Genomic DNA, 18,163 nt, shown 5'->3' with positions numbered 1-18,163 from the left:
TCAATCGTCCTTAAAAAAGACTGTGTGAAAAATTGGCAACAGCTAAATGGCTTAACTGTTGCCGCGCATTCAAAAAGTGTGATTTGTATGAGTGCGCTGAGTTACATCACTTATAAATACGGTGACGATTATAAAAACTCAGCCAAGGGATTTGTTGAAGTAGATCAAATTATTGGTGATGGGTATGAAAAATTTTATATTCGTAACACTCAGGTCTTGCCATTAACGTTGCAAGATCCAGTTGCAAGTAGCTGCCATGTCAGGCTTATGGTTTAGCGGGTGGAAAGGGGGGGATTTTCATCGTCGCTGACGTTTCTGCCGGGCATGAAGGTTTGCCCGGCGCTTGGGAAAGTGTCTGAAGAAGGCCTAAGAGCTGAAAATTAGATGATACCGGCGCGGCTCAAACGGGCAAGGTTAACGCCTTTCAGGGCGGCGATTTGGTTGACCAGCTTATTTACCTCAGAGGCTTGCCCTTTGAGGATAATGGTTTCCAAACACCTGTGATGATCGATATGGACATGGGTGCTACAGAGTACATGCACCAGGTGGTGATGCTGGATCTCAATCAGTTTTTCAGTCAGGCCTCTTTGGTGATGGTCAAACACCAAGGTGAGCACACCGACCACATCTTCAACACTGTTATTCCACTGTTTATCGACTATCCTGTCGCGGAACAGATCGCGAATATACTCGGAGCGGGATTGATAGCCACGCTGATGGCTATCATTTTCAATCTCTTCAAACAGGGATTGTGGGAGAGAGACGGTAAAACGTTGGGTTTCATCTGTCATGATTTTCCCTTTAAAAAGTCTTGGAATGATAGAGCTTACACAAGCTATGCCACAAAATGTCGCTTTTGCTTTTAGCCGATGTGATCTGGTGCAAACTTTTGGCTTTTGGCGTTTTTTTATGCTGTTGTGCCATGGGTAATGAGGGTAGTGTTACAAAAAAAATATTAGTAATATTTTGCCGTTTCCTGACCGTTTTCCCTAATCTTGTCGGCTCATCTTGGTTGGCAAGGATCCCAGTAACTGGAGTTAAAGCCGCGCGCAGCCAATACAAAGTAGCATTGGTTAAGATATTTGAGTAACGCCGCTTTAATCAAGGAACTTTTAATCAAGGAACCGTTGAGTAAAGTCACTCTCGGCTCATTCAACTTACGGTCTAGCAAACTCGGCTTGGTCTTTGGTCCGGATAATCTATCTGATCCTTTGTTGCCCTCCGGGGCTTGAAGAAAGATAAGCTCCTTGAGCCATTGGAGCAACAACTACCGGCCAAGGCTTCAGATAACCATAAGCGTCACTGATAAGGTTTCACCATTTTTGGGGAGTCTCGGGTGTTGTTTCTATCTTTTTCTAACAAATCCAATCCGCAGCAGGCAACCACTTTAATCAAGCATCGCCGTTTACTCGGCCTGGGCGTCTTGTTGTGCGCTTCATGGTTTGCGCTCTTGCCCTCTTCTGTGGATGCCGCTGATAGCCCTAAACCCTTGGTCATGGTGCTGGGCGCCGAGCCCGATGGTGGCTTTGACCCCATCCTTGGCTGGGGGCGCTACAATAATCCACTTATTCAATCTGCCTTGCTGCGCCGCTCAGGTGGCGGCGAGTTTATCGGTGATATTGCCAGCGATTGGACCTTGAGCCCCGACAGGCTCAAATGGACAGTAACCCTGAGGCCTAATCTGGTGTTCAGTGACGGCAGTCCGCTCAATGCAGAGGATGTCGCCTTTACCTTTGAGCAAGCCAGAAAAGCGGCCGGTATGCAGGACTTGTCCAATTTGGTCAAGGTGGAACAAGAGTCTGAGCTGCAAGTCGAATTCACCCTCAAGCAGGCAGATATCGGTTTTATCGATACCTTGGCGGAGCTGGCGATAGTGCCAAGCGACAGTTACGGCCCGGATTATGGTCAGCATCCCATAGGTTCGGGGCCCTATAAAATGCGCCGCTGGGATAAGGGGCAGCAGTTGATCCTGGAAGCTAATCCTAAATATCAGAGTGCCGATCCCGACAACCCGCTGCTGAAAAAGCCCTTTTTCGACAAATTGGTCATCGTCTTTGCCGACGAAGACAGCCGCTTTGCCATGCTCAGAACCGGGCAGTTGCAACTCTCGGCGCTGGCACCCAGATATGCCGATGCCCTGATGGCGCAGGGCAATTATCGCCTGTGGTCACAAACCAGTGTCGACAATCGCGGCATTGCCTGGCCGATGCGGGCGGAAGATAATCCGGTCACCAGTGAATTGGCGGTGCGCCAAGCCTTCGATATGGTGATCGGCCGCCAGCAACTGGTCGATAATCTGCTGGGGGGCTACGCAAGACCGGCCTGGTCAATTGCCGATGACTTGCCATGGGGCGGTGCGGTTCCCGATTGGGCCGACTGGCAGATGAAGCAGCGTTTACTCAAAGCGTCAGAACTCTTGGCCAACGCCGGTTGGTTACCGGGTGCAGACGGCATTCGCGAAAAGGATGGGCAACGGCTGACATTCCCGCTCTACTATCTGGCCGGTGACAGCATACGTGAGCAGTTGGCGCTGGCCAGTGCCCAGATGGCCAGAATGGCCGGATTCCAGGTGGAGCCCAAGGCGGACAGCTGGGAAAATATCTATCGGGTGATGCATCAGGCGCCAGTGCTCTTTGGCTTTGGCAGCCTTTCGGCCAATGAAATGGCGCTTGTCTACGACAGCCGCAATGCCGGCAAAGGCTATTTCAACTCCGGCTACTATCAAAATCCGTTGGTCGATAAGGCGCTGGAAAAGGCTCGCGAGGCCGACTCTGTCGAAACTGCGATTGCATTCTGGCAACAGGCACAGCAACAGATAAGCCGGGATGTGCCTTGGAGTTGGTTGGTGAATCTGCAGCATCTGTATGCCGCCAACCCTTGTCTCGACTTGGGGCAACCCTTGGTGGAACCTCACGGTCATGGCTGGCCGATCACCAATAATATCAACCAGTGGCGCTGGCAATGTCCATGAAACCAATGTTGTCTTCTATAAAGCCGGTAGCACCTAAAAAGTGGTCGTCAGTCTGCTGGCGGGGAGCTTTGTTGCGGTCTCTGCGGCTTGCGCTGCTATTGCTGTTTGCTTGTTTGCTGGCCTTTGTGCTCTTGTCATTATCGCCGCTCGATCCCTTAATCCACTACCTTGGCGGTAACCTGCTGGCGGTATCCGATGCCCAGCGCACCCAGATGATCCGCGAGCTGGGGTTGGACACCGGACTCTGGCAGCAGATCAGCAGTTACTTTTCCGCGCTGCTGAGTGGCGATATGGGCCAGAGCCTGGTGTTTCGCCAGAGCGTTTCTGAGGTGATTGCCGAGCGCTTGCCGCTATCCTTGCTGTTGATGGCGCTCTCCTGGGGACTGGCTCTGCTGCTCGGTTATGGCCTAGGACTGATGTGTGCCATCACCGAAGGGAGTTTCTGCGATCGCTGGCTGAGACGCTTTGCCTGGCTGCTTTCGAGCATTCCGTCATTTTGGTTGGCAATGATAATGATAAGCCTGTTCTCTGTCACTCTGGCCTGGACACCCGTGTGCTGCGCCGCGCCGCTGGGGCTGAGTTTTACCGAGCAGAGCCTTGGCAGTATGTTGTTGCACCTCGCTTTGCCCTTGACTGTCCTGACGCTAAGCCAACTCTCACCCTTGGTGCTGCACACCCGGGAAAAGGTGCTGGATCTCTACCACAGCGAATATGTGGGATATGCCCAAAGTCACGGCAAAGGTCGTCTGGCGGTATTCAAGAAGCATATCTTTGCCAATAGTCTAAAGCCCGCGATAGTGCTGCACTTTGCTTCTTTTGCCGAGCTGTTCGGCGGTTCTATTCTCGCCGAAACCGTGTTTAACTTCCCCGGACTTGGTAGCGCCTTGGTCAAGGCCGGACTCGGCAACGATGCGCCCTTGCTGATGGGGATCACCCTGTTTTCGGCGCTGTTTGTGTTTTGCGGTAACCTGGCCGCCGAGCTTATCAGCGCCAGATTGCAGCGTGGTAGGCTCAGTGGACTTTCGGCTCATGCCACTGGAGTTCAGGCATAATGGGCGGATTAACGCTTTGCTTGAAAAGCCTTCAGGCCAAGGATGGCAGTCGCGTTGCCATCTGGTTTTGGCCGGTTTGCGGACTTTTCTTGCTGACGACACTATGCCTGCTATTTGGCAATCATGCCAGTGAGCTTAACCTGCTGGCCAAGAGTCAGGGGCCATCCTGGGCTCATCCCATGGGGACGGATTGGCTTGGGCGTGATATGGCCGAGCGTAGCGGCGCCGCGATGCTCAAAAGTCTGTGGATAGGCGCGCTGGCGGTACTGCTCAGCAGTTCGCTGGCACTGTTGCTGGCCTTGTTGGCACAAACCGGATCCAGATGGCGCCAGGCTGTATTACTAGGTTGCGATCTCTGTATGTCGCTGCCACATCTGTTGCTGCTGATCTTGCTGGCGCTGGCCTTTGGCGGCCAGGAATATGGGGTGATTGCGGCTCTGGCTTTGAGCCACTGGCCGAGACTGACCCGTTTACTCTTGCTGGAAATGGATGAAATCCTGGCCCAGCCCTATGTCAGTCTGGCGCTGGGGTTTGGCGGCTCCAGGTTCAGCACCCGCATGCGCCACTTATGGCCTCATATCATGCCACAGTGGCTGATTGGCGGGCTCAACTTGTTTCCGCATGCCTTGCTCCATGTCGCGGCGCTGAGCTTTCTTGGCTTTGGCCTCGACAGCAACGCGCCCTCCATTGGCGAACTGTTGGCTGAGGCCAATCGCTATCTGTTGCTTGGCCAATGGTGGTTGGCGCTGTTTCCGGGGCTCTTGCTGCTGAGCTTTGTTCTGCTGTTATCTAAGCTTGCCGAAAACCTGATCCAGTTTGCCAGAGATGGTATGGCGGCGCCTAAGTTACCGGGCACCAATGCCATGGAGTCCAAAAGCAATCTGCTTCCCTCAAGCGATGTTAAACCCGTCGCCGCCATTCATACCCAAGTGACAGATTTAACGCTGAAGGATAACTGTGGCAGAACCTTGCTGGATGGGCTCAATATTGAGGTGACACCAGGACAGGTTACTGCAGTGCTGGGGGAGAGCGGCGCCGGTAAGAGCTTGCTGGCGCTGGCTATCATGGGCAGTTTGCCAAAGGGCATAGTCATGCAATGCGCTGGTTTGATGCGGCCACAGAAGACGGCGCTCTGCGCTCAGAGTACCCAGGTGCTGGACGCCAACATTAAGATAAGCGAATTGCTTGACTGGTACTGTGATGACGCCATGCGCCCTTACCGGCAGGCTCTGTATGACGAGCTGGGTATTACAGCGGAGATCTTGGCGGCTTATCCCCCCATGCTCTCCGGCGGTATGGCCCGGCGGGTATTATTGGCCCAGGCCCTATTGCAAGCGCCGGATCTATTGCTGGCCGATGAGCCTTGTTGCGGTCTAGATGAGCTTGCTGCCACTGAGCTTTACGCCTTACTTAACGACTTCGCCAGCGGCGCCTTGCAGCTGCGGCTGGGTTTAGACGCCAGCCCAAAGGCGGTACTGGTTATCAGTCATAACCTCAGGGCCGTGCTGGCCTTGGATGCCGAGCTGTATCTGCTGCGCCGCGGCCGGCTCGCCGAGGTGACGGATAGCGCCAGTCTGCGGGGGAGTATTGCCGGGCATAAGCCGGGAGATGAATATGAGAGTGACGGCTGCTATAGCCACACCTTGCTGGCGGCGTTGCCGGAAAACTGGCCTGCTGGCAGCTGTCGTCTGGCTGATGCTGAATCTACTGGCGAGCCCAAGAGTCAACTCAATAGCCGACTCGATAACCAAGCTGCTAGTCAATCCGTTGGCCAATCTGCTAGTCAAGCCGTTAGTCAACAAAAGTCCCATGGTGACAGTCTGGAGAGTTTCAGCAACTCGCCTTGTCGGAGGCGTGCATGAGTCTAAATTCTATGCAAATAAAACCGGCTCAATCCGGCTCTGCCTTGGCGCTTGAAAGCGCGCCTTCGCCTTCTGAATCCTTATCGCCGCTGCTTTCACTCAGTGGTGGCTTGGCTTATCGGGGCAGCAAGGTGATTGAGCTGCCTGATATCGTTATTAATCGCGCCGAAATTCTCGGGATCTGGGGTGACAGTGGCTGCGGCAAGTCCACCATGGCCGCGATACTCACAGGCTTGATGCCGCTTGCGGCGGGAAAGCTCGAATGCTGTCGGCAGCTCAGGCAGATTCGCGGCCGTCCTTCACCCATTCAATGGGTTATCCAGCAGCCGGAGCAGGCGTTCAACCCCAGATTGACCCTGGCCCAATCATTGAATGAGAGTTGGCAGGGGCGTGATTATGCTCATCTTTTGCCTATGCTCGGCGTGGCCGAGTCTGAACTCAGGCGCTGGTTGGCATCTCGCCCCGGCAGCCTTTCCGGCGGTGAGCTGCAAAGGCTCAATATTTTAAGGGCTGTGGCGCCGGAAACCCGGCTGCTTATCTGTGATGAAATCACGGCACAGCTCGATATGGTGAGTCAGCAAAGGCTTTGGCAGCAACTATTGCAGATAGCCCGTGACAGGCAGTTGACCCTGCTGGTGATCTCTCACGACAAACCTCTGCTCGGCGCGGTTTGCGACAGAGTGCAACCCTTTAAGCCGGTGTAAAATACGTAGCTAAACTTGATCTCCAGCCAATAAAAAACGCGCCCGGAAGCGCGTTTTTTTGGATAAGAACTCGTTAGAAGTTGGCGCTTCTTGGGGCGCGAGGGAAGGGGATCACATCGCGGATGTTGGAAACACCGGTAACGTAAGACACCAGACGCTCGAAGCCCAGACCGAAACCTGAGTGAGGCACGGTGCCGTAACGGCGCAGATCTCTATACCACCAGTAATCTTCCTTGTTGAGATTCATCTCGGCCAGGCGCATATCCAGTACGTCCAGACGTTCTTCACGCTGTGAACCACCGATAATTTCACCAATGCCGGGGGCCAATACGTCCATCGCCGCCACTGTCTTGCCATCTTCGTTGAGACGCATATAGAAGGCCTTGATATCTTTTGGATAGTTCTTCACGACCACAGGAGCCTTGAAGTGCACTTCGGCTAGATAACGCTCGTGCTCGGATTGCAGATCTATGCCCCATTCGACATCATACTCAAACTGCTTGCCGCAGTTTTTGAGGATCTCAACGGCATCTGTGTAGTCCACCTGGGCAAAGTCACTGCTGACAAAGTTTTCCAGACGCTCAATCACGCCTTTATCGACGCGCTGGGCAAAGAACTGCAGGTCGTCCATCCGCTCTTCCAGCACCGCCTTGAAGGCGTACTTGAGCATGGCTTCCGCCAGACCGGCAATATCGTTCAGATCGGCAAAGGCTACTTCCGGCTCAACCATCCAAAACTCGGCCAGGTGACGACTGGTGTTGGAGTTTTCGGCGCGGAAAGTAGGGCCAAAGGTGTAAATCTTTGACAGGGCACAGGCGTAGGTTTCACCGTTGAGCTGGCCCGATACGGTCAAAAATGCCTCTTTGCCGAAGAAGTCTTCTTCGTAATTCACCTTGCCATCGGCCGTACGAGGCAGGTTTTCCATGTCCAACGTCGATACGCGGAACATTTCACCGGCGCCTTCACAGTCTGAGGCGGTGATAAGTGGGGTAGAGACCCAGATAAAGCCGTTTTCGTGATAGAAACGGTGAATCGCCTGTGACAGGCAGTTACGTACTCGGGCCACTGCGCCAATGATGTTGGTACGTGGACGCAGGTGCGCCAGTTCCCTCAGGTGTTCAACCGAGTGGCGCTTGGCCGCCATAGGGTAGGTATCGGGATCTTCCACCCAACCTGTGACTTCCACTTGGGTGACCTGCAGTTCAAAGTCCTGGCCTGCGCCTGGGCTTTCAACCACTTCACCTGTGACAATCACGGAGCAGCCGGCAGTGAGCTTCAGCACTTCGTCATTGTAATTGGGTAAGCTATTTGGCACCACGCCCTGGATAGGATCGAAACAGGAACCATCATAGACGGCAAGAAACGAGATGCCGGCCTTGGAATCACGACGGGTTCTTACCCAGCCACGTACAGTGACCTGTGAACCGACCGCATGCTCACCTTTAAATACAGATGCGACAGATGCAATGCTCATTATTGCTTAGTTCTCCAATGAAACGTTTTTATGCTTCAATTCGGCTCCGAAAATAGTTCGAGAGCAGAAATCAGGCAAATCCCTGACTATATTGATGACACAGGAAAAAATTTGGAGGTTAATATTACCTTGCTGGTGGCTTTTCTCAAGCTGAAAAAGGTATTCTGGGGACAATATCCCCCTTCAGACGGAAGGAGTTCGGATGAAGAAGGTCAAAATCTTTCAATATCTGTTGGCGAGCCTGTCGATTATAGGTTGGTCACTGGCGATTTATGCCCTGTTGATATTCGATAAGGCGAGGCCGGACAGGGCCGTAGGTTACTTCTTCAGCAAGGGAGCGCCAGTGCGTTTGTACTGGGACCCTCAGCAAACCATGCTGCTGGAATATATCATCTGGGCTTGCGCCGCCATCAGCTTCCTCAGTCTGGGCTTTAACTGGTATGTGGCTCATCACAGCCGGTTGGGTTACTGGTTCAATATTCCACTGTTGCTGCTCTCATCCACCGCCGCCGGCTTGTATCTGCGTTTCTTTATCTAACTGCCTTTATGCTGTGCTGTCAGCGTAGTTGTCGACAGAGCATATCGATAATCGCCGCAGTGGCGCCCCAGATAAAGTGCCTGCGATAGGGAATAAAGGTGACAGGGTAGAAATGGCCGCGGCGCTCGAACATCGCCGTGTGACGATTTTCCTCTTCCAGTAAAAACGCCAGCGGCACTCGAAATAGCTCCTGCACTTCGGCCGGGTCAATTTGGGCCTCAAAGGGTGACTTTACCCAGCCAAGCACTGGGGTGATCTCAAAGCCGGTAAAGGTGGGATGATTGGGCAGTTGACCTATGATTTCGACATTATCCGGCGCCAAGCCTATCTCTTCTTCCGCTTCTCTGAGGGCTGTCATGATAAGGTTCTGATCTTCGGCTTCCGGTTTGCCGCCGGGAAAGCTCACCTGACCGGGATGAGCCTTGAGATGCTTCGGCCTCTGGGTCAAGATAAGCTCCGGCCCCTGCAAACCCGGCTCCAGCGCGATAAGTACCGCGGCGGCTCTGAGTTTGGCCGGTGTCAAAGGGCTCGAATGGTATCGACTCAGGGCTCTGAGTTGAAAACGGGTCAGCAGTTCGTCTTTATCCATAGTGTCCTTGAAGTCGATTAAACTAATCAATAACCCAAGCCATTACTGTCCAGTCTTCGCAAAGCACTCTCAACCAGCTTAAATAACAAGTATCAGGCTAAGGCTGGTCTGGCTCAGGGGCTAATAGCGGCAGTATTCGACTCACTTTATCATAGGTTTCCTGGTATTCGGCATCCACGTCTGAGTCGGCCACTATGCCGCCACCGGCCCAGCAATAGAGCTGCCCGGAATCGGCAACCAGGGTTCGAATGGTGATGCTGCTGTCCATTTTGCCATCCTGGCTCAGATACCCGATGGAACCGCAATAGAGTGAGCGGCGACTGGGTTCCAGCTCTTCGATAATTTCCATGGCGCGGATCTTGGGCGCGCCTGTGATAGAGCCGCCGGGGAAGGCGGCCCGCAGCAAGTCTGTGGCCTGATAACCCGGTGCCAGTTCGGCGGTTACTGTGCTGACCAGATGGTGCACCGCCGGAAAGCTTTCTATGGCAAACAGATGCGGCACGGCCACACTACCGGGGCTGGCGACCTTGCCAATATCGTTGCGCAGCAAGTCCACTATCATCAGGTTTTCGGCTCTGTCCTTTTCTGAACTTGCCAGCTGTTTGGCAAGCTGCTTGTCTTGCTGTTCATCGGCACTGCGGGGCAGGGTGCCCTTGATGGGCTTGGTTTCAATATGGCGGTTGGGATCCAGGGCAATAAAACGCTCGGGTGAGATGGACAGGATGCAGTTGTGCTCCAGGCGAATAAAGGCAGAGAAGGGCGCGCCGTTGGCTTGTCTGAGTGTACGATAGGCTTGCCATTCATCACCTTGATAGTCGGCCTGGAATCTTTGGGTCAGATTGATTTGATAGCAATCGCCGCTGTGAAGATATTGCTGCACTTGGGCAAACTTGTCGCCATATTGCTCGCGGCTGAGCTGCGAGCGCCACTCAACACTGAGCCGGAACGCTTTTTGGTCAAGGTGCTCATTGGGGCTGTTTGTGACTTTGGCCGTCAGCCGCGACAGGGTTTCAGTCAGCGCCCTTTCACCGCGGTAGTGCACCAGTTGCCAGCACCTTAATTCCTTATCGCGAATAAGGGCCCAGTTATAGAGGCCGACATTCATCTCCGGCAGAGCGATATCGGCTGCGGCCAGTTTGGGCAGTTTTTCCAGTCTGCGGCCAAGATCGTAACTGAAGGCGCCCACAGCGCCGCCGCTGAAAGGCAGATTGACCTGCATAGCGTTGGGAAAATACTGTTGCAGCAGTTGTTGCAGCAAGGCAAAAGGATCGTCATTTGAGTGGCGTCCGCCGCTCGCCTCAGTGATTTGGGTGGTTTCACCCGTGGTGACTAGCGTGGCTATTGGCTCGGCAACTATGATGTCGTATCTGGCGTCAGTGTGCTTGGCATCGGCCGAATCCAGCAGCATGGCCCAAGGCTCATCGCTAAAATAAGAAAACAGCTCTAAGGTTGATAATTGCCAGTCAAGAAGGCGAATGGCGGGAGGGCAAATAGCCTGCTGGTACATCGAACGACCCTATCTGAAAATGTGATGTAGCCCAAAAAGGAACGAAAGAGTATCATATCGGCCACAAAAAACTAATAAAACCACCCCTGGCCCTTGGTGAAAACGCGTTGTATCACGGCTTTGCTGTCGTTTTGAGCATTTTTGTGTCGCAAAACTGGCAAACGGAGCTTGAAGTTCAAGGCTTTGGCCCGAAACTTGTTGCGTGTTGAGCCTGAGCTGAAGGGGCGGGCCCTTAGGCTAATGGAGCGCCAAACATGTCTGTAATCAAGCAAGCTGACTTTATCGACAGCATCACTGATGCCCTGCAATATATCTCCTATTACCATCCGAAAGATTTTATCGATGCCATGGCTGCCGCCTATGAGCGTGAGCAGAGCCAGGCTGCCAAGGATGCGATTGCCCAGATTTTGATTAACTCGCGTATGTCTGCCGAAGGGCACAGACCCTTGTGTCAGGATACCGGCATTGTGACCTGTTATGTCTATCTGGGGATGGGTGTGCAGTGGGACAAGACAGATATGACAGTGCAGCAGATGGTGGATGAAGGTGTGCGCCGCGCTTACACCAATCCTGATAACCCGCTGCGGGCCTCAATTGTGGCCGACCCGGCCGGCAGCCGTAAAAACACCCGCGATAACACACCTTCTGTGGTGCATATTCAGATGGTTCCCGGCGATCATATCGAAGTGGCCATTGCCGCCAAAGGCGGTGGCAGTGAAAACAAGGCCAAGATGGTGATGCTCAATCCGTCTGACGATATCGCCGCTTGGGTGGAGAAGACACTGCCAACCATGGGCGCTGGCTGGTGTCCTCCGGGTATGCTGGGAATAGGTATTGGCGGCACCGCCGAGAAAGCCGCCGTGCTTGCCAAGGAAGCCTTGATGGAGAGCGTGGATATTCATGAACTGATGGAACGCGGCGCCGAAACTACGGAAGAGAAGCTGCGTTTGGATATCTTCGAGCGCGCCAATAACTTAGGCATTGGTGCCCAGGGCCTGGGCGGTTTGACTACTGTACTGGACGTTAAAATCAAGACAGCGCCAACCCACGCAGCCTCCAAGCCTGTGGTGATGATCCCTAACTGCGCCGCCACCCGCCATGTGCATTTCCATCTTGACGGCAGCGGCCCAGCCGAGCTGACTCCGCCAAGCCTTGATGACTGGCCGGAAATCACCTGGGAAGTGGGTGAGAGCGTGCGCCGGGTCAATCTCGATACTGTTACCCAGGAAGAGATTGAAAGCTGGAACAGCGGCGATACTCTGCTGCTCTCGGGTAAGATGCTCACAGGTCGTGACGCGGCTCACAAACGGATCCAGAGCCTGATCGAAAGTGGTGAAGGCTTGCCTGAAGGGGTTGATTTCACTGGTAAATTCATCTATTACGTAGGTCCAGTCGATCCAGTTGGTGATGAAGTGGTTGGCCCGGCCGGTCCGACAACCGCTACCCGTATGGATAAGTTCACCGATCTTATGCTGGATAAGACAGGGTTGATGGGCATGATAGGCAAGGCCGAACGTGGTCCGGCCACAGTTGAATCTATCCGCAAGCACAAGGCGGTATACTTGATGGCCGTCGGCGGCGCCGCTTATCTGGTGTCCAAGGCGATTAAGCAATCCCGTGTGGTGGCGTTTGAAGATCTCGGGATGGAAGCCATCTATGAGTTTGACGTCAAGGATATGCCTGTTACTGTAGCGGTTGACTCCAACGGGGTGAATGCCCATGAAACCGGCCCGGCAATCTGGAAGGTGAATATCCAGAACGCCAAGGCTTAAGCTGAACCTTGAGGGGCCAATTGGCCCCTTTTGCATTGCAATCTACAACCAATAAGAAGATTTATAATGAAAACCAACCCATTGTTGATGGCGCTGCTCGCCGCAGGACTGGCTCTGCCGGCGCTGGCTGCCGATAAAGCCCCTTTTACTGTCCAGGATCTGGTCAAGCTTAATAAACTTCATTCTGCCGCTGTATCCAATGACGGCACCAAGCTTATCTACGGCCTGAAAAAGGTTACCGATGATGGCAGCAGCTCAGATCTCTATCTTTTGGATCTCAGCGACAAGCATGCGACTCCCAAGCAGCTGACATCGGCACCGGGCACCGAACACGATGTGGCCTTTAGCAGCGACGACAAGCAAGTCTATTTTATCGCTGCCCGTGATGGCAGCAGCCAATTGTATCGCTTGCCGCTGGATGGTGGTGAAGCCCAGGCTGTATCTGATCTGCCTCTGGGTATTGACGGCTACAAATTATCGGCCGATGGCAAACAGGTGGTGATGAGCATTCGTGTTTTTCCCGAGTGCGACACCCTGGAATGTTCAAAAGCCAAGTTTGATAAAGAAGCCGAGCGCAAGAGTACTGGTCGTGAATACGATCAGCTGATGGTGCGTCACTGGGATACCTGGTCTGATCATGCCCGCAATCACCTGTTTGTAGCGCAGCTTGAAAACGGCAAGCTGGGTAAGCCGGTGGATGTGACCCAAGGCCTGGATACCGAAACCCCGCCAAAGCCATTTTCCGGCATGGAAGAGGTGACATTTAGCCCGGATGGCAAATACATAGTCTATAGCGCCAAGGCACCGAGCAAAGATCAGGCCTGGACCACCAACTACGATCTCTGGCAGGTGCCGGTAACAGGTGGCAAGGCCAAGAATCTTACCGAAGATAACCAGGCCTGGGATGCTCAGCCGGTGTTTTCCGCCGATGGCCGCTATCTGGCCTATCTGGCGATGAAAAAGCCTGGGTTCGAGGCCGACAGATACCGCATCATGCTCAAAGACACAGTCACGGGTCAGAGCAAGGAAGTGGCGCCTATGTGGGACAGAAGCCCAGCCTCACTGAGCTTTGGTAAAGACAACAACACCCTGTATGTGACCGCTCAGGATCTGGGCCAGGTATCTGTCTTCGCCATCAACACTCAGTTTGGTGATGTGCGCACTATTTACAACGATGGCAGCAACAGCCTGGTGGGTCTGGCGGGCGATCGTTTGATCATCAACCGTAAGTCGCTGATAGAACCGGGCGATCTCTACTCCATCAATATGGATGGACAAGATCTGACCCGTTTGACTGAAGTCAATAAGGCCAAGCTGGACAAGGTCCAGTTCGGTGAGTTCGAGCAGTTCAGCTTCAAGGGCTGGAACAACGAAGAGGTTTATGGTTACTGGCTCAAGCCGGCGAACTTCCAGAAAGGCAAGCAGTATCCGGTGGCCTTCCTGGTACACGGTGGCCCACAAGGTTCATTCGGCAACAGTTTCAGCTTCCGCTGGAATCCACAGTTGTGGGCCGGTGCCGGATATGCCGTGGTGATGGTGGATTTCCACGGCTCTACCGGCTATGGTCAGGCTTTTACCGATTCCATCAGCCTGGATTGGGGCGGTAAGCCTCTGGAAGATCTGCAAAAAGGTCTGGCTGCGGTTGCCAAACAGCAGAAGTGGATCGATGCCGATAACGCCTGTGCCCTCGGCGGCTCCTACGGCGGTTACATGATGAACTGGATCCAGGGTAACTGGAATGACGGTTTCAAGTGCCTGGTTAACCACGCGGGCTTGTTCGATATGCGCTCTATGTACCATGTGACAGAGGAACTCTGGTTCCCAGAACATGAGTTTGGCGGCAGCTATGAGCAGGCCAAGGATCTTTATGAGAAGTTCAATCCGGCCAACTATGTGGAAAACTGGAAGACTCCTATGCTGGTGATCCACGGTGAGAAAGACTTCCGGGTACCTTACGGTCAAGGCTTGGCGGCGTTCAGCTATATGCAGCGCAACAATATCCCTTCTGAGCTGCTGATCTATCCGGATGAAAACCACTGGATCCTCAACCCCAATAACCTTGAGCAGTGGTATGCCAAGGTACTGGGTTGGATGGACCGCTGGACCAAGTAAAGGACAAGAGTCTCTTTAATTGGAACAAACCGGCCATTTGGCCGGTTTGGTTTTTTATGGGTATGATCACGACTAAGATTGAAGGCTATTTTGGTAATTGGTGTTGGATGGCTGTAGTTTTGCCCATTCTACCTTTGGCGGATTGTATTGCGGCGGCAACTGAGTTAGATTGAAACAAGTGTTTAAATCCAACGTTTAAAGAGTCTGTAGATGAATCCCTATCAAGCCCCGTTAACCGACATGCGCTTCTTGCTTGAGCATGTCTTTGATGCTGAACAAACCTGGTCTTCATTACCGGCAATGGCCGATGCGGTCGATATGGATACTGCCGCAGCCATTCTCGAAGAAGGCGCTAAACTGTGCCGCGATCTTATCCATCCTATAAACCGCAATGGTGATGAACAAGGAGTCAGTTTCGAGGCTGCTAAGGTGATCACACCCGATGGTTATAAAGAGGCCTATGCCGAGTTTGCTGCAGGTGGTTGGGTAGGGTTGTGCGGCGATCCTGAGTTGGGCGGTATGGGGATGCCGAAAATGCTCGGTGTTATGGTCGATGAAATGGGCTATAGCGCCTGTAACGCCTTTACACTTTACAGTGCACTGACAGCCGGGGCGGCGTTGTGTATTCACGCCCACGGCAGTGAGGAGCTCAAGGCCAAATATCTGCCTAAACTCTACTCCGGTGAATGGGCCGGGGCCATGGATATGACAGAGCCTCAGGCTGGTTCGGACTTGCGCAATATCCGCACCCGCGCCGAACCGACCGACAGTGGCAGTTTCCTTATCAGTGGTTCAAAAATTTTCATCACAGGTGGCGATCAGGACTTGACCGAGAACCTGGTTCACCTGGTGCTGGCCAAGATCACCGGCAGCAAAGGCATCTCGCTGTTCCTAGTTCCTAAGTTCAAAGTGGCCGATGACGGCAGTTTGGGCGCAGCCAATGGTGTAACCGTCGGCGCCATAGAGCACAAGATGGGTCTCAAGGGCTCGGCGACTTGTGTGATGAATTTTGATGGTGCCGAGGGTTACCTTATCGGCGAGCCCAACCGTGGCCTGGTGTGCATGTTCACCATGATGAACTATGAACGTCTGTCCATAGGTATTCAGGGGCTTGGCAGTGCTCAGGGCGCATATCAAATGGCGGCCGACTATGCCAAAGAGCGCCTCCAGGGCGTCGCTGCCGGCGGCTCACCCACCGGCAGCGATTCAGATCCTATTTTGGTACACGGCGATGTGCGGCGCATGCTGCTGAATATTCGCGCCATGACAGAAGCGGGTAGGGCCTTGGCCATGCTCACAGGTAAACAGCTGGATCTGGCCAAGTTTGCCGAAGATGAAGCGGTTAAAGCCAAGGCTAGTCGTTACGTGGGTCTCTTGACTCCGGTCGCTAAGGCGTTCCTGACCGATCGCGGTCTGGACGCTACCATATTGGCGCAGCAGGTATTCGGTGGTCACGGTTATATTCGTGAGACCGGCATAGAGCAGTTAGTGCGTGATACCCGTATCGCCCAGATTTATGAGGGCACCAATGGTATTCAAGCCATCGACTTTTTGGGACGTAAGCTCACAGGTGACCGTCTGGCGACCTTGAATGAGTTTATCGCCGATATCAAGGTTGATATGGCGAGCTTCGAACAAGTATCAAATGAGCAGAAACAGCGCGTTGAAAGCCTGTTTGACCAGTTTGCCAGCGCGATTGCCGCTATTAACGAGCAAAAAGGCGATAAGCCTGCGCTCATTAACGCCTTGGCGGTTGAAGCCTTGGATGCCTTTGGTTACATACTCTACGGTTACCTGTGGCTGTTGATGGCAGATAAGGCTTTCACTGCAACCGATACCCTTGAGCCAGGCTTTGCCGAGGTCAAGAACCAACTGAAGGAGTTCTACTTTGCCAAATTGTTGGCCAAAGCCGATTTCCACTTGAGTCAGCTGGCCGGTGGTGATGACAGTGTGATGGCCCTTGCGCCCGAGCTGTTCTGATAACATTGAAGTATTCAAGCAGAATCGAAAGAGTCGCTACAAGCGGCTCTTTTCTTGTATAGAGCCCCCCCACCAGCTAGGCTGGTGGTTCCGTAAAGCTTTCAGCTTGTAGTGGCATAGTGAATTTGGCCATCTAAATAGACGAAGTGATAGACTCACTTCTCGCAAATGGGTGGCAGATATGAAGAACACAAGACCGACATTCAACGCTGAGTTTAAGCTAGAGGCTAGCTCAGCTAGTAACAAAGCAAGGTTACAGCGTGGCAGAGGCTGCAACCGCAATGGGAGTCAGCAATTCAGCCATGCGAAAGTGGGTAAAACAGCTCCAACAGGAACTACAAGGCGATTCCCCCAAAGGCTCACCAGATACGTGACGGGGTATTACAGTCAGCTTAGACCGCATCAATATAACGGTGGGCTGACACCGAACGAGTCAGAGCGAAGATACTGGCTTGAATACAAAAACGTGGTCAATTTAACTTGACCACTACAGTTACAGAAATAACGCGCAAGATTATCTTCAAATTTCCGGGGCTTTTGTCAAAACCTCAATAATGCGGTGTAAAAAAACGCGTTATGGTGCTCTCCCGGAGCTGTTTGAATCTTTTTCTAACTGATATTCGTGACGTCATACCATAGGGACACAGGGTAAATATGAAGTTGCTCCGTTTCTTACTATTTATAATGAGCTCAGATTTATACTGAGCCCGATTTATGTTGAGCTAGGATCAGTGATTCCAGCAGCTTACAGGCCGGGCCTTGTTTGTCTCTCTGTGGCACCACCAGACTGAGCAGTATCTTGCGGCTGCTGGAGCCTTTGAGGCTGAGGCGTACCAACTCTCCATTTTCCAACTCCTGCTTGACCAGATGCGCCGGGATCCAGCAAAAACCTATGCCTTTGGCTAGGATCACCTTAGCTTCGTGGAAGTTGCTGACGGTCCAGCGCTGCTCGGCCTTGAGCCAGCCGATTTCCTGCTGACTATTGACGCCGGTATCTTTGATCACAATTTGCAGATGCTGGGCCAGCACTCTGTCGTCTTCAATTTCCACTTGAGCCGCCAGCGGATGGGAAGGGTGGCAGAGCAGGTAGAAGTCCAAGTCGCAAAGGGGCTCAGAGATATAACCCATGGGCGGGGTACCGCAAATCGCAATATCCACCTGATGGTTTTTGATCATCTCCTGGGTGCCGCTGATCACTGTGTCCCGCACTGTGACCCGGGTTCCGCGGCTTTGGGGCAGAAAGGCGGCCAGCGCCTCGGTCAGGGTTTCCATGGGGTAGACCAGCTCCCTGGCGATGCTCAGACTCGGCTCCCAGCCCTGTTCCAGATTGCTGGCGAGCTGCTCCAATTCCCCCACAGCCTGAGTGACGTGACGAGAGCGACGAAGCAGTACTTCGCCGCATTCGGTCAGATAGGCCTTGCGGCCACGCACTTCGAGGAGTTGGATCCCCAACTGATGCTGCAGCTTGGCCACAGCATGGTTGAGGGATGATTGGCTCTTGTTGAGCTGCTCGGCGGCCTGGGCGTAACCACCGAAGTCGACGACGGCCTGTAGGATACGCCACTGTTCCAATGTGGACTTGGGTCTGTTCATTTTCTAAAA

At 53.3% G+C, this 18,163-nt stretch carries 14 protein-coding genes and 2 pseudogenes; 11 read left to right on the top strand and 5 right to left on the bottom strand.

From position 1 onward, the window contains the following. Nucleotides 1-24: 24 nt before the first annotated feature. A complete protein-coding gene (locus tag K5621_RS10680) occupies nucleotides 25-276 on the top strand; it encodes a hypothetical protein (RefSeq protein WP_221049220.1) in 252 nt (83 codons plus the stop codon). A gap of 104 nt (nucleotides 277-380) precedes the next feature. Here K5621_RS10680 and nikR read toward each other — a convergent pair whose 3' ends face one another. Next, nucleotides 381-791: a nickel-responsive transcriptional regulator NikR gene (gene nikR / locus K5621_RS10675; RefSeq protein ID WP_100143757.1), complete on the bottom strand. Its 411-nt coding sequence runs from the start codon at nucleotides 789-791 to the stop codon at nucleotides 381-383. Nucleotides 792-1,336: 545 nt separating this feature from the next. On the opposite strand from nikR, the gene K5621_RS10670 reads away from it, so the two are divergent. The 4 genes from K5621_RS10670 (at nucleotide 1,337) to K5621_RS10655 (ending at nucleotide 6,589) form a co-directional block, all read left to right on the top strand. Then, a complete protein-coding gene (locus tag K5621_RS10670) occupies nucleotides 1,337-2,971 on the top strand; it encodes an ABC transporter substrate-binding protein (RefSeq protein ID WP_245003065.1) in 1,635 nt (544 codons plus the stop codon). A gap of 71 nt (nucleotides 2,972-3,042) precedes the next feature. After that, a complete protein-coding gene (locus K5621_RS10665) occupies nucleotides 3,043-4,023 on the top strand; it encodes an ABC transporter permease (protein WP_245003064.1) in 981 nt (326 codons plus the stop codon). 20 nt (nucleotides 4,024-4,043) lie between these two features. Then, complete coding sequence (locus K5621_RS10660) at nucleotides 4,044-5,885, top strand: ATP-binding cassette domain-containing protein (RefSeq protein WP_245003063.1); 1,842 nt, start codon at nucleotides 4,044-4,046, stop codon at nucleotides 5,883-5,885. Beyond that, nucleotides 5,882-6,589 carry an ATP-binding cassette domain-containing protein gene (locus tag K5621_RS10655; protein WP_245003062.1) on the top strand — a complete coding sequence of 236 codons (708 nt, stop codon included), beginning with the start codon at nucleotides 5,882-5,884 and terminating at the stop codon, nucleotides 6,587-6,589. Before K5621_RS10660 ends, K5621_RS10655 begins: the two co-directional genes overlap by 4 nt. A gap of 73 nt (nucleotides 6,590-6,662) precedes the next feature. Here K5621_RS10655 and asnS read toward each other — a convergent pair whose 3' ends face one another. Continuing rightward, nucleotides 6,663-8,063: an asparagine--tRNA ligase gene (gene asnS / locus K5621_RS10650; protein ID WP_100143754.1), complete on the bottom strand. Its 1,401-nt coding sequence runs from the start codon at nucleotides 8,061-8,063 to the stop codon at nucleotides 6,663-6,665. A gap of 202 nt (nucleotides 8,064-8,265) precedes the next feature. Between asnS and K5621_RS10645 the strand changes: the two genes are divergently transcribed. Further along, entirely contained in the window at nucleotides 8,266-8,601 is a 336-nt protein-coding gene (locus K5621_RS10645) for a hypothetical protein (RefSeq protein ID WP_100143752.1), read from the top strand. Between the two features lie 19 nt (nucleotides 8,602-8,620). Here the strand turns inward: K5621_RS10645 and K5621_RS10640 are convergent, their stop codons facing one another. Both K5621_RS10640 and pabB read right to left on the bottom strand, forming a co-directional pair. Then, nucleotides 8,621-9,190, bottom strand: a complete 570-nt coding sequence (locus tag K5621_RS10640; protein WP_221049218.1) for a CoA pyrophosphatase — start codon at nucleotides 9,188-9,190, stop codon at nucleotides 8,621-8,623. Between the two features lie 97 nt (nucleotides 9,191-9,287). Continuing rightward, on the bottom strand, nucleotides 9,288-10,697 hold the full coding sequence (gene pabB, locus K5621_RS10635; RefSeq protein ID WP_221049217.1) for an aminodeoxychorismate synthase component 1: 1,410 nt from the start codon (nucleotides 10,695-10,697) through the stop codon (nucleotides 9,288-9,290). Nucleotides 10,698-10,951: 254 nt separating this feature from the next. On the opposite strand from pabB, the gene K5621_RS10630 reads away from it, so the two are divergent. The 5 genes and pseudogenes from K5621_RS10630 to K5621_RS10610 all read left to right on the top strand — a co-directional run. Beyond that, the gene (locus K5621_RS10630; RefSeq protein WP_039035276.1) at nucleotides 10,952-12,469 is read left to right on the top strand and encodes a fumarate hydratase; all 1,518 of its coding nucleotides are present in this window, start codon (nucleotides 10,952-10,954) and stop codon (nucleotides 12,467-12,469) included. Between the two features lie 66 nt (nucleotides 12,470-12,535). Further along, nucleotides 12,536-14,581 (top strand): dipeptidyl-peptidase 5, encoded by a 2,046-nt coding sequence (locus tag K5621_RS10625; protein WP_221049216.1) that lies wholly within the window; start codon nucleotides 12,536-12,538, stop codon nucleotides 14,579-14,581. Between the two features lie 210 nt (nucleotides 14,582-14,791). Then, nucleotides 14,792-16,561, top strand: a complete 1,770-nt coding sequence (locus K5621_RS10620) for an acyl-CoA dehydrogenase family protein (protein ID WP_221049215.1) — start codon at nucleotides 14,792-14,794, stop codon at nucleotides 16,559-16,561. Between the two features lie 181 nt (nucleotides 16,562-16,742). Further along, nucleotides 16,743-16,932 (top strand): annotated as a pseudogene (locus tag K5621_RS10615) (transposase); the annotation flags it as partial. Beyond that, nucleotides 16,920-17,045 (top strand): annotated as a pseudogene (locus tag K5621_RS10610) (IS3 family transposase); the annotation flags it as partial. The pseudogenes K5621_RS10615 and K5621_RS10610, both read left to right, overlap by 13 nt. A gap of 212 nt (nucleotides 17,046-17,257) precedes the next feature. On the opposite strand, the gene K5621_RS10605 reads toward K5621_RS10610, so the two are convergent. Further along, nucleotides 17,258-18,154 carry a LysR family transcriptional regulator gene (locus tag K5621_RS10605; protein ID WP_028779246.1) on the bottom strand — a complete coding sequence of 299 codons (897 nt, stop codon included), beginning with the start codon at nucleotides 18,152-18,154 and terminating at the stop codon, nucleotides 17,258-17,260. Nucleotides 18,155-18,163: the final 9 nt, after the last annotated feature.

It is taken from the genome of Shewanella carassii (genome assembly GCF_019670705.1).
GTDB lineage: Bacteria > Pseudomonadota > Gammaproteobacteria > Enterobacterales > Shewanellaceae > Shewanella > Shewanella carassii.
The sequence above is the reverse complement of the archived record's forward strand: the minus strand, read 5'-3'. Positions and strand labels throughout refer to the sequence as shown.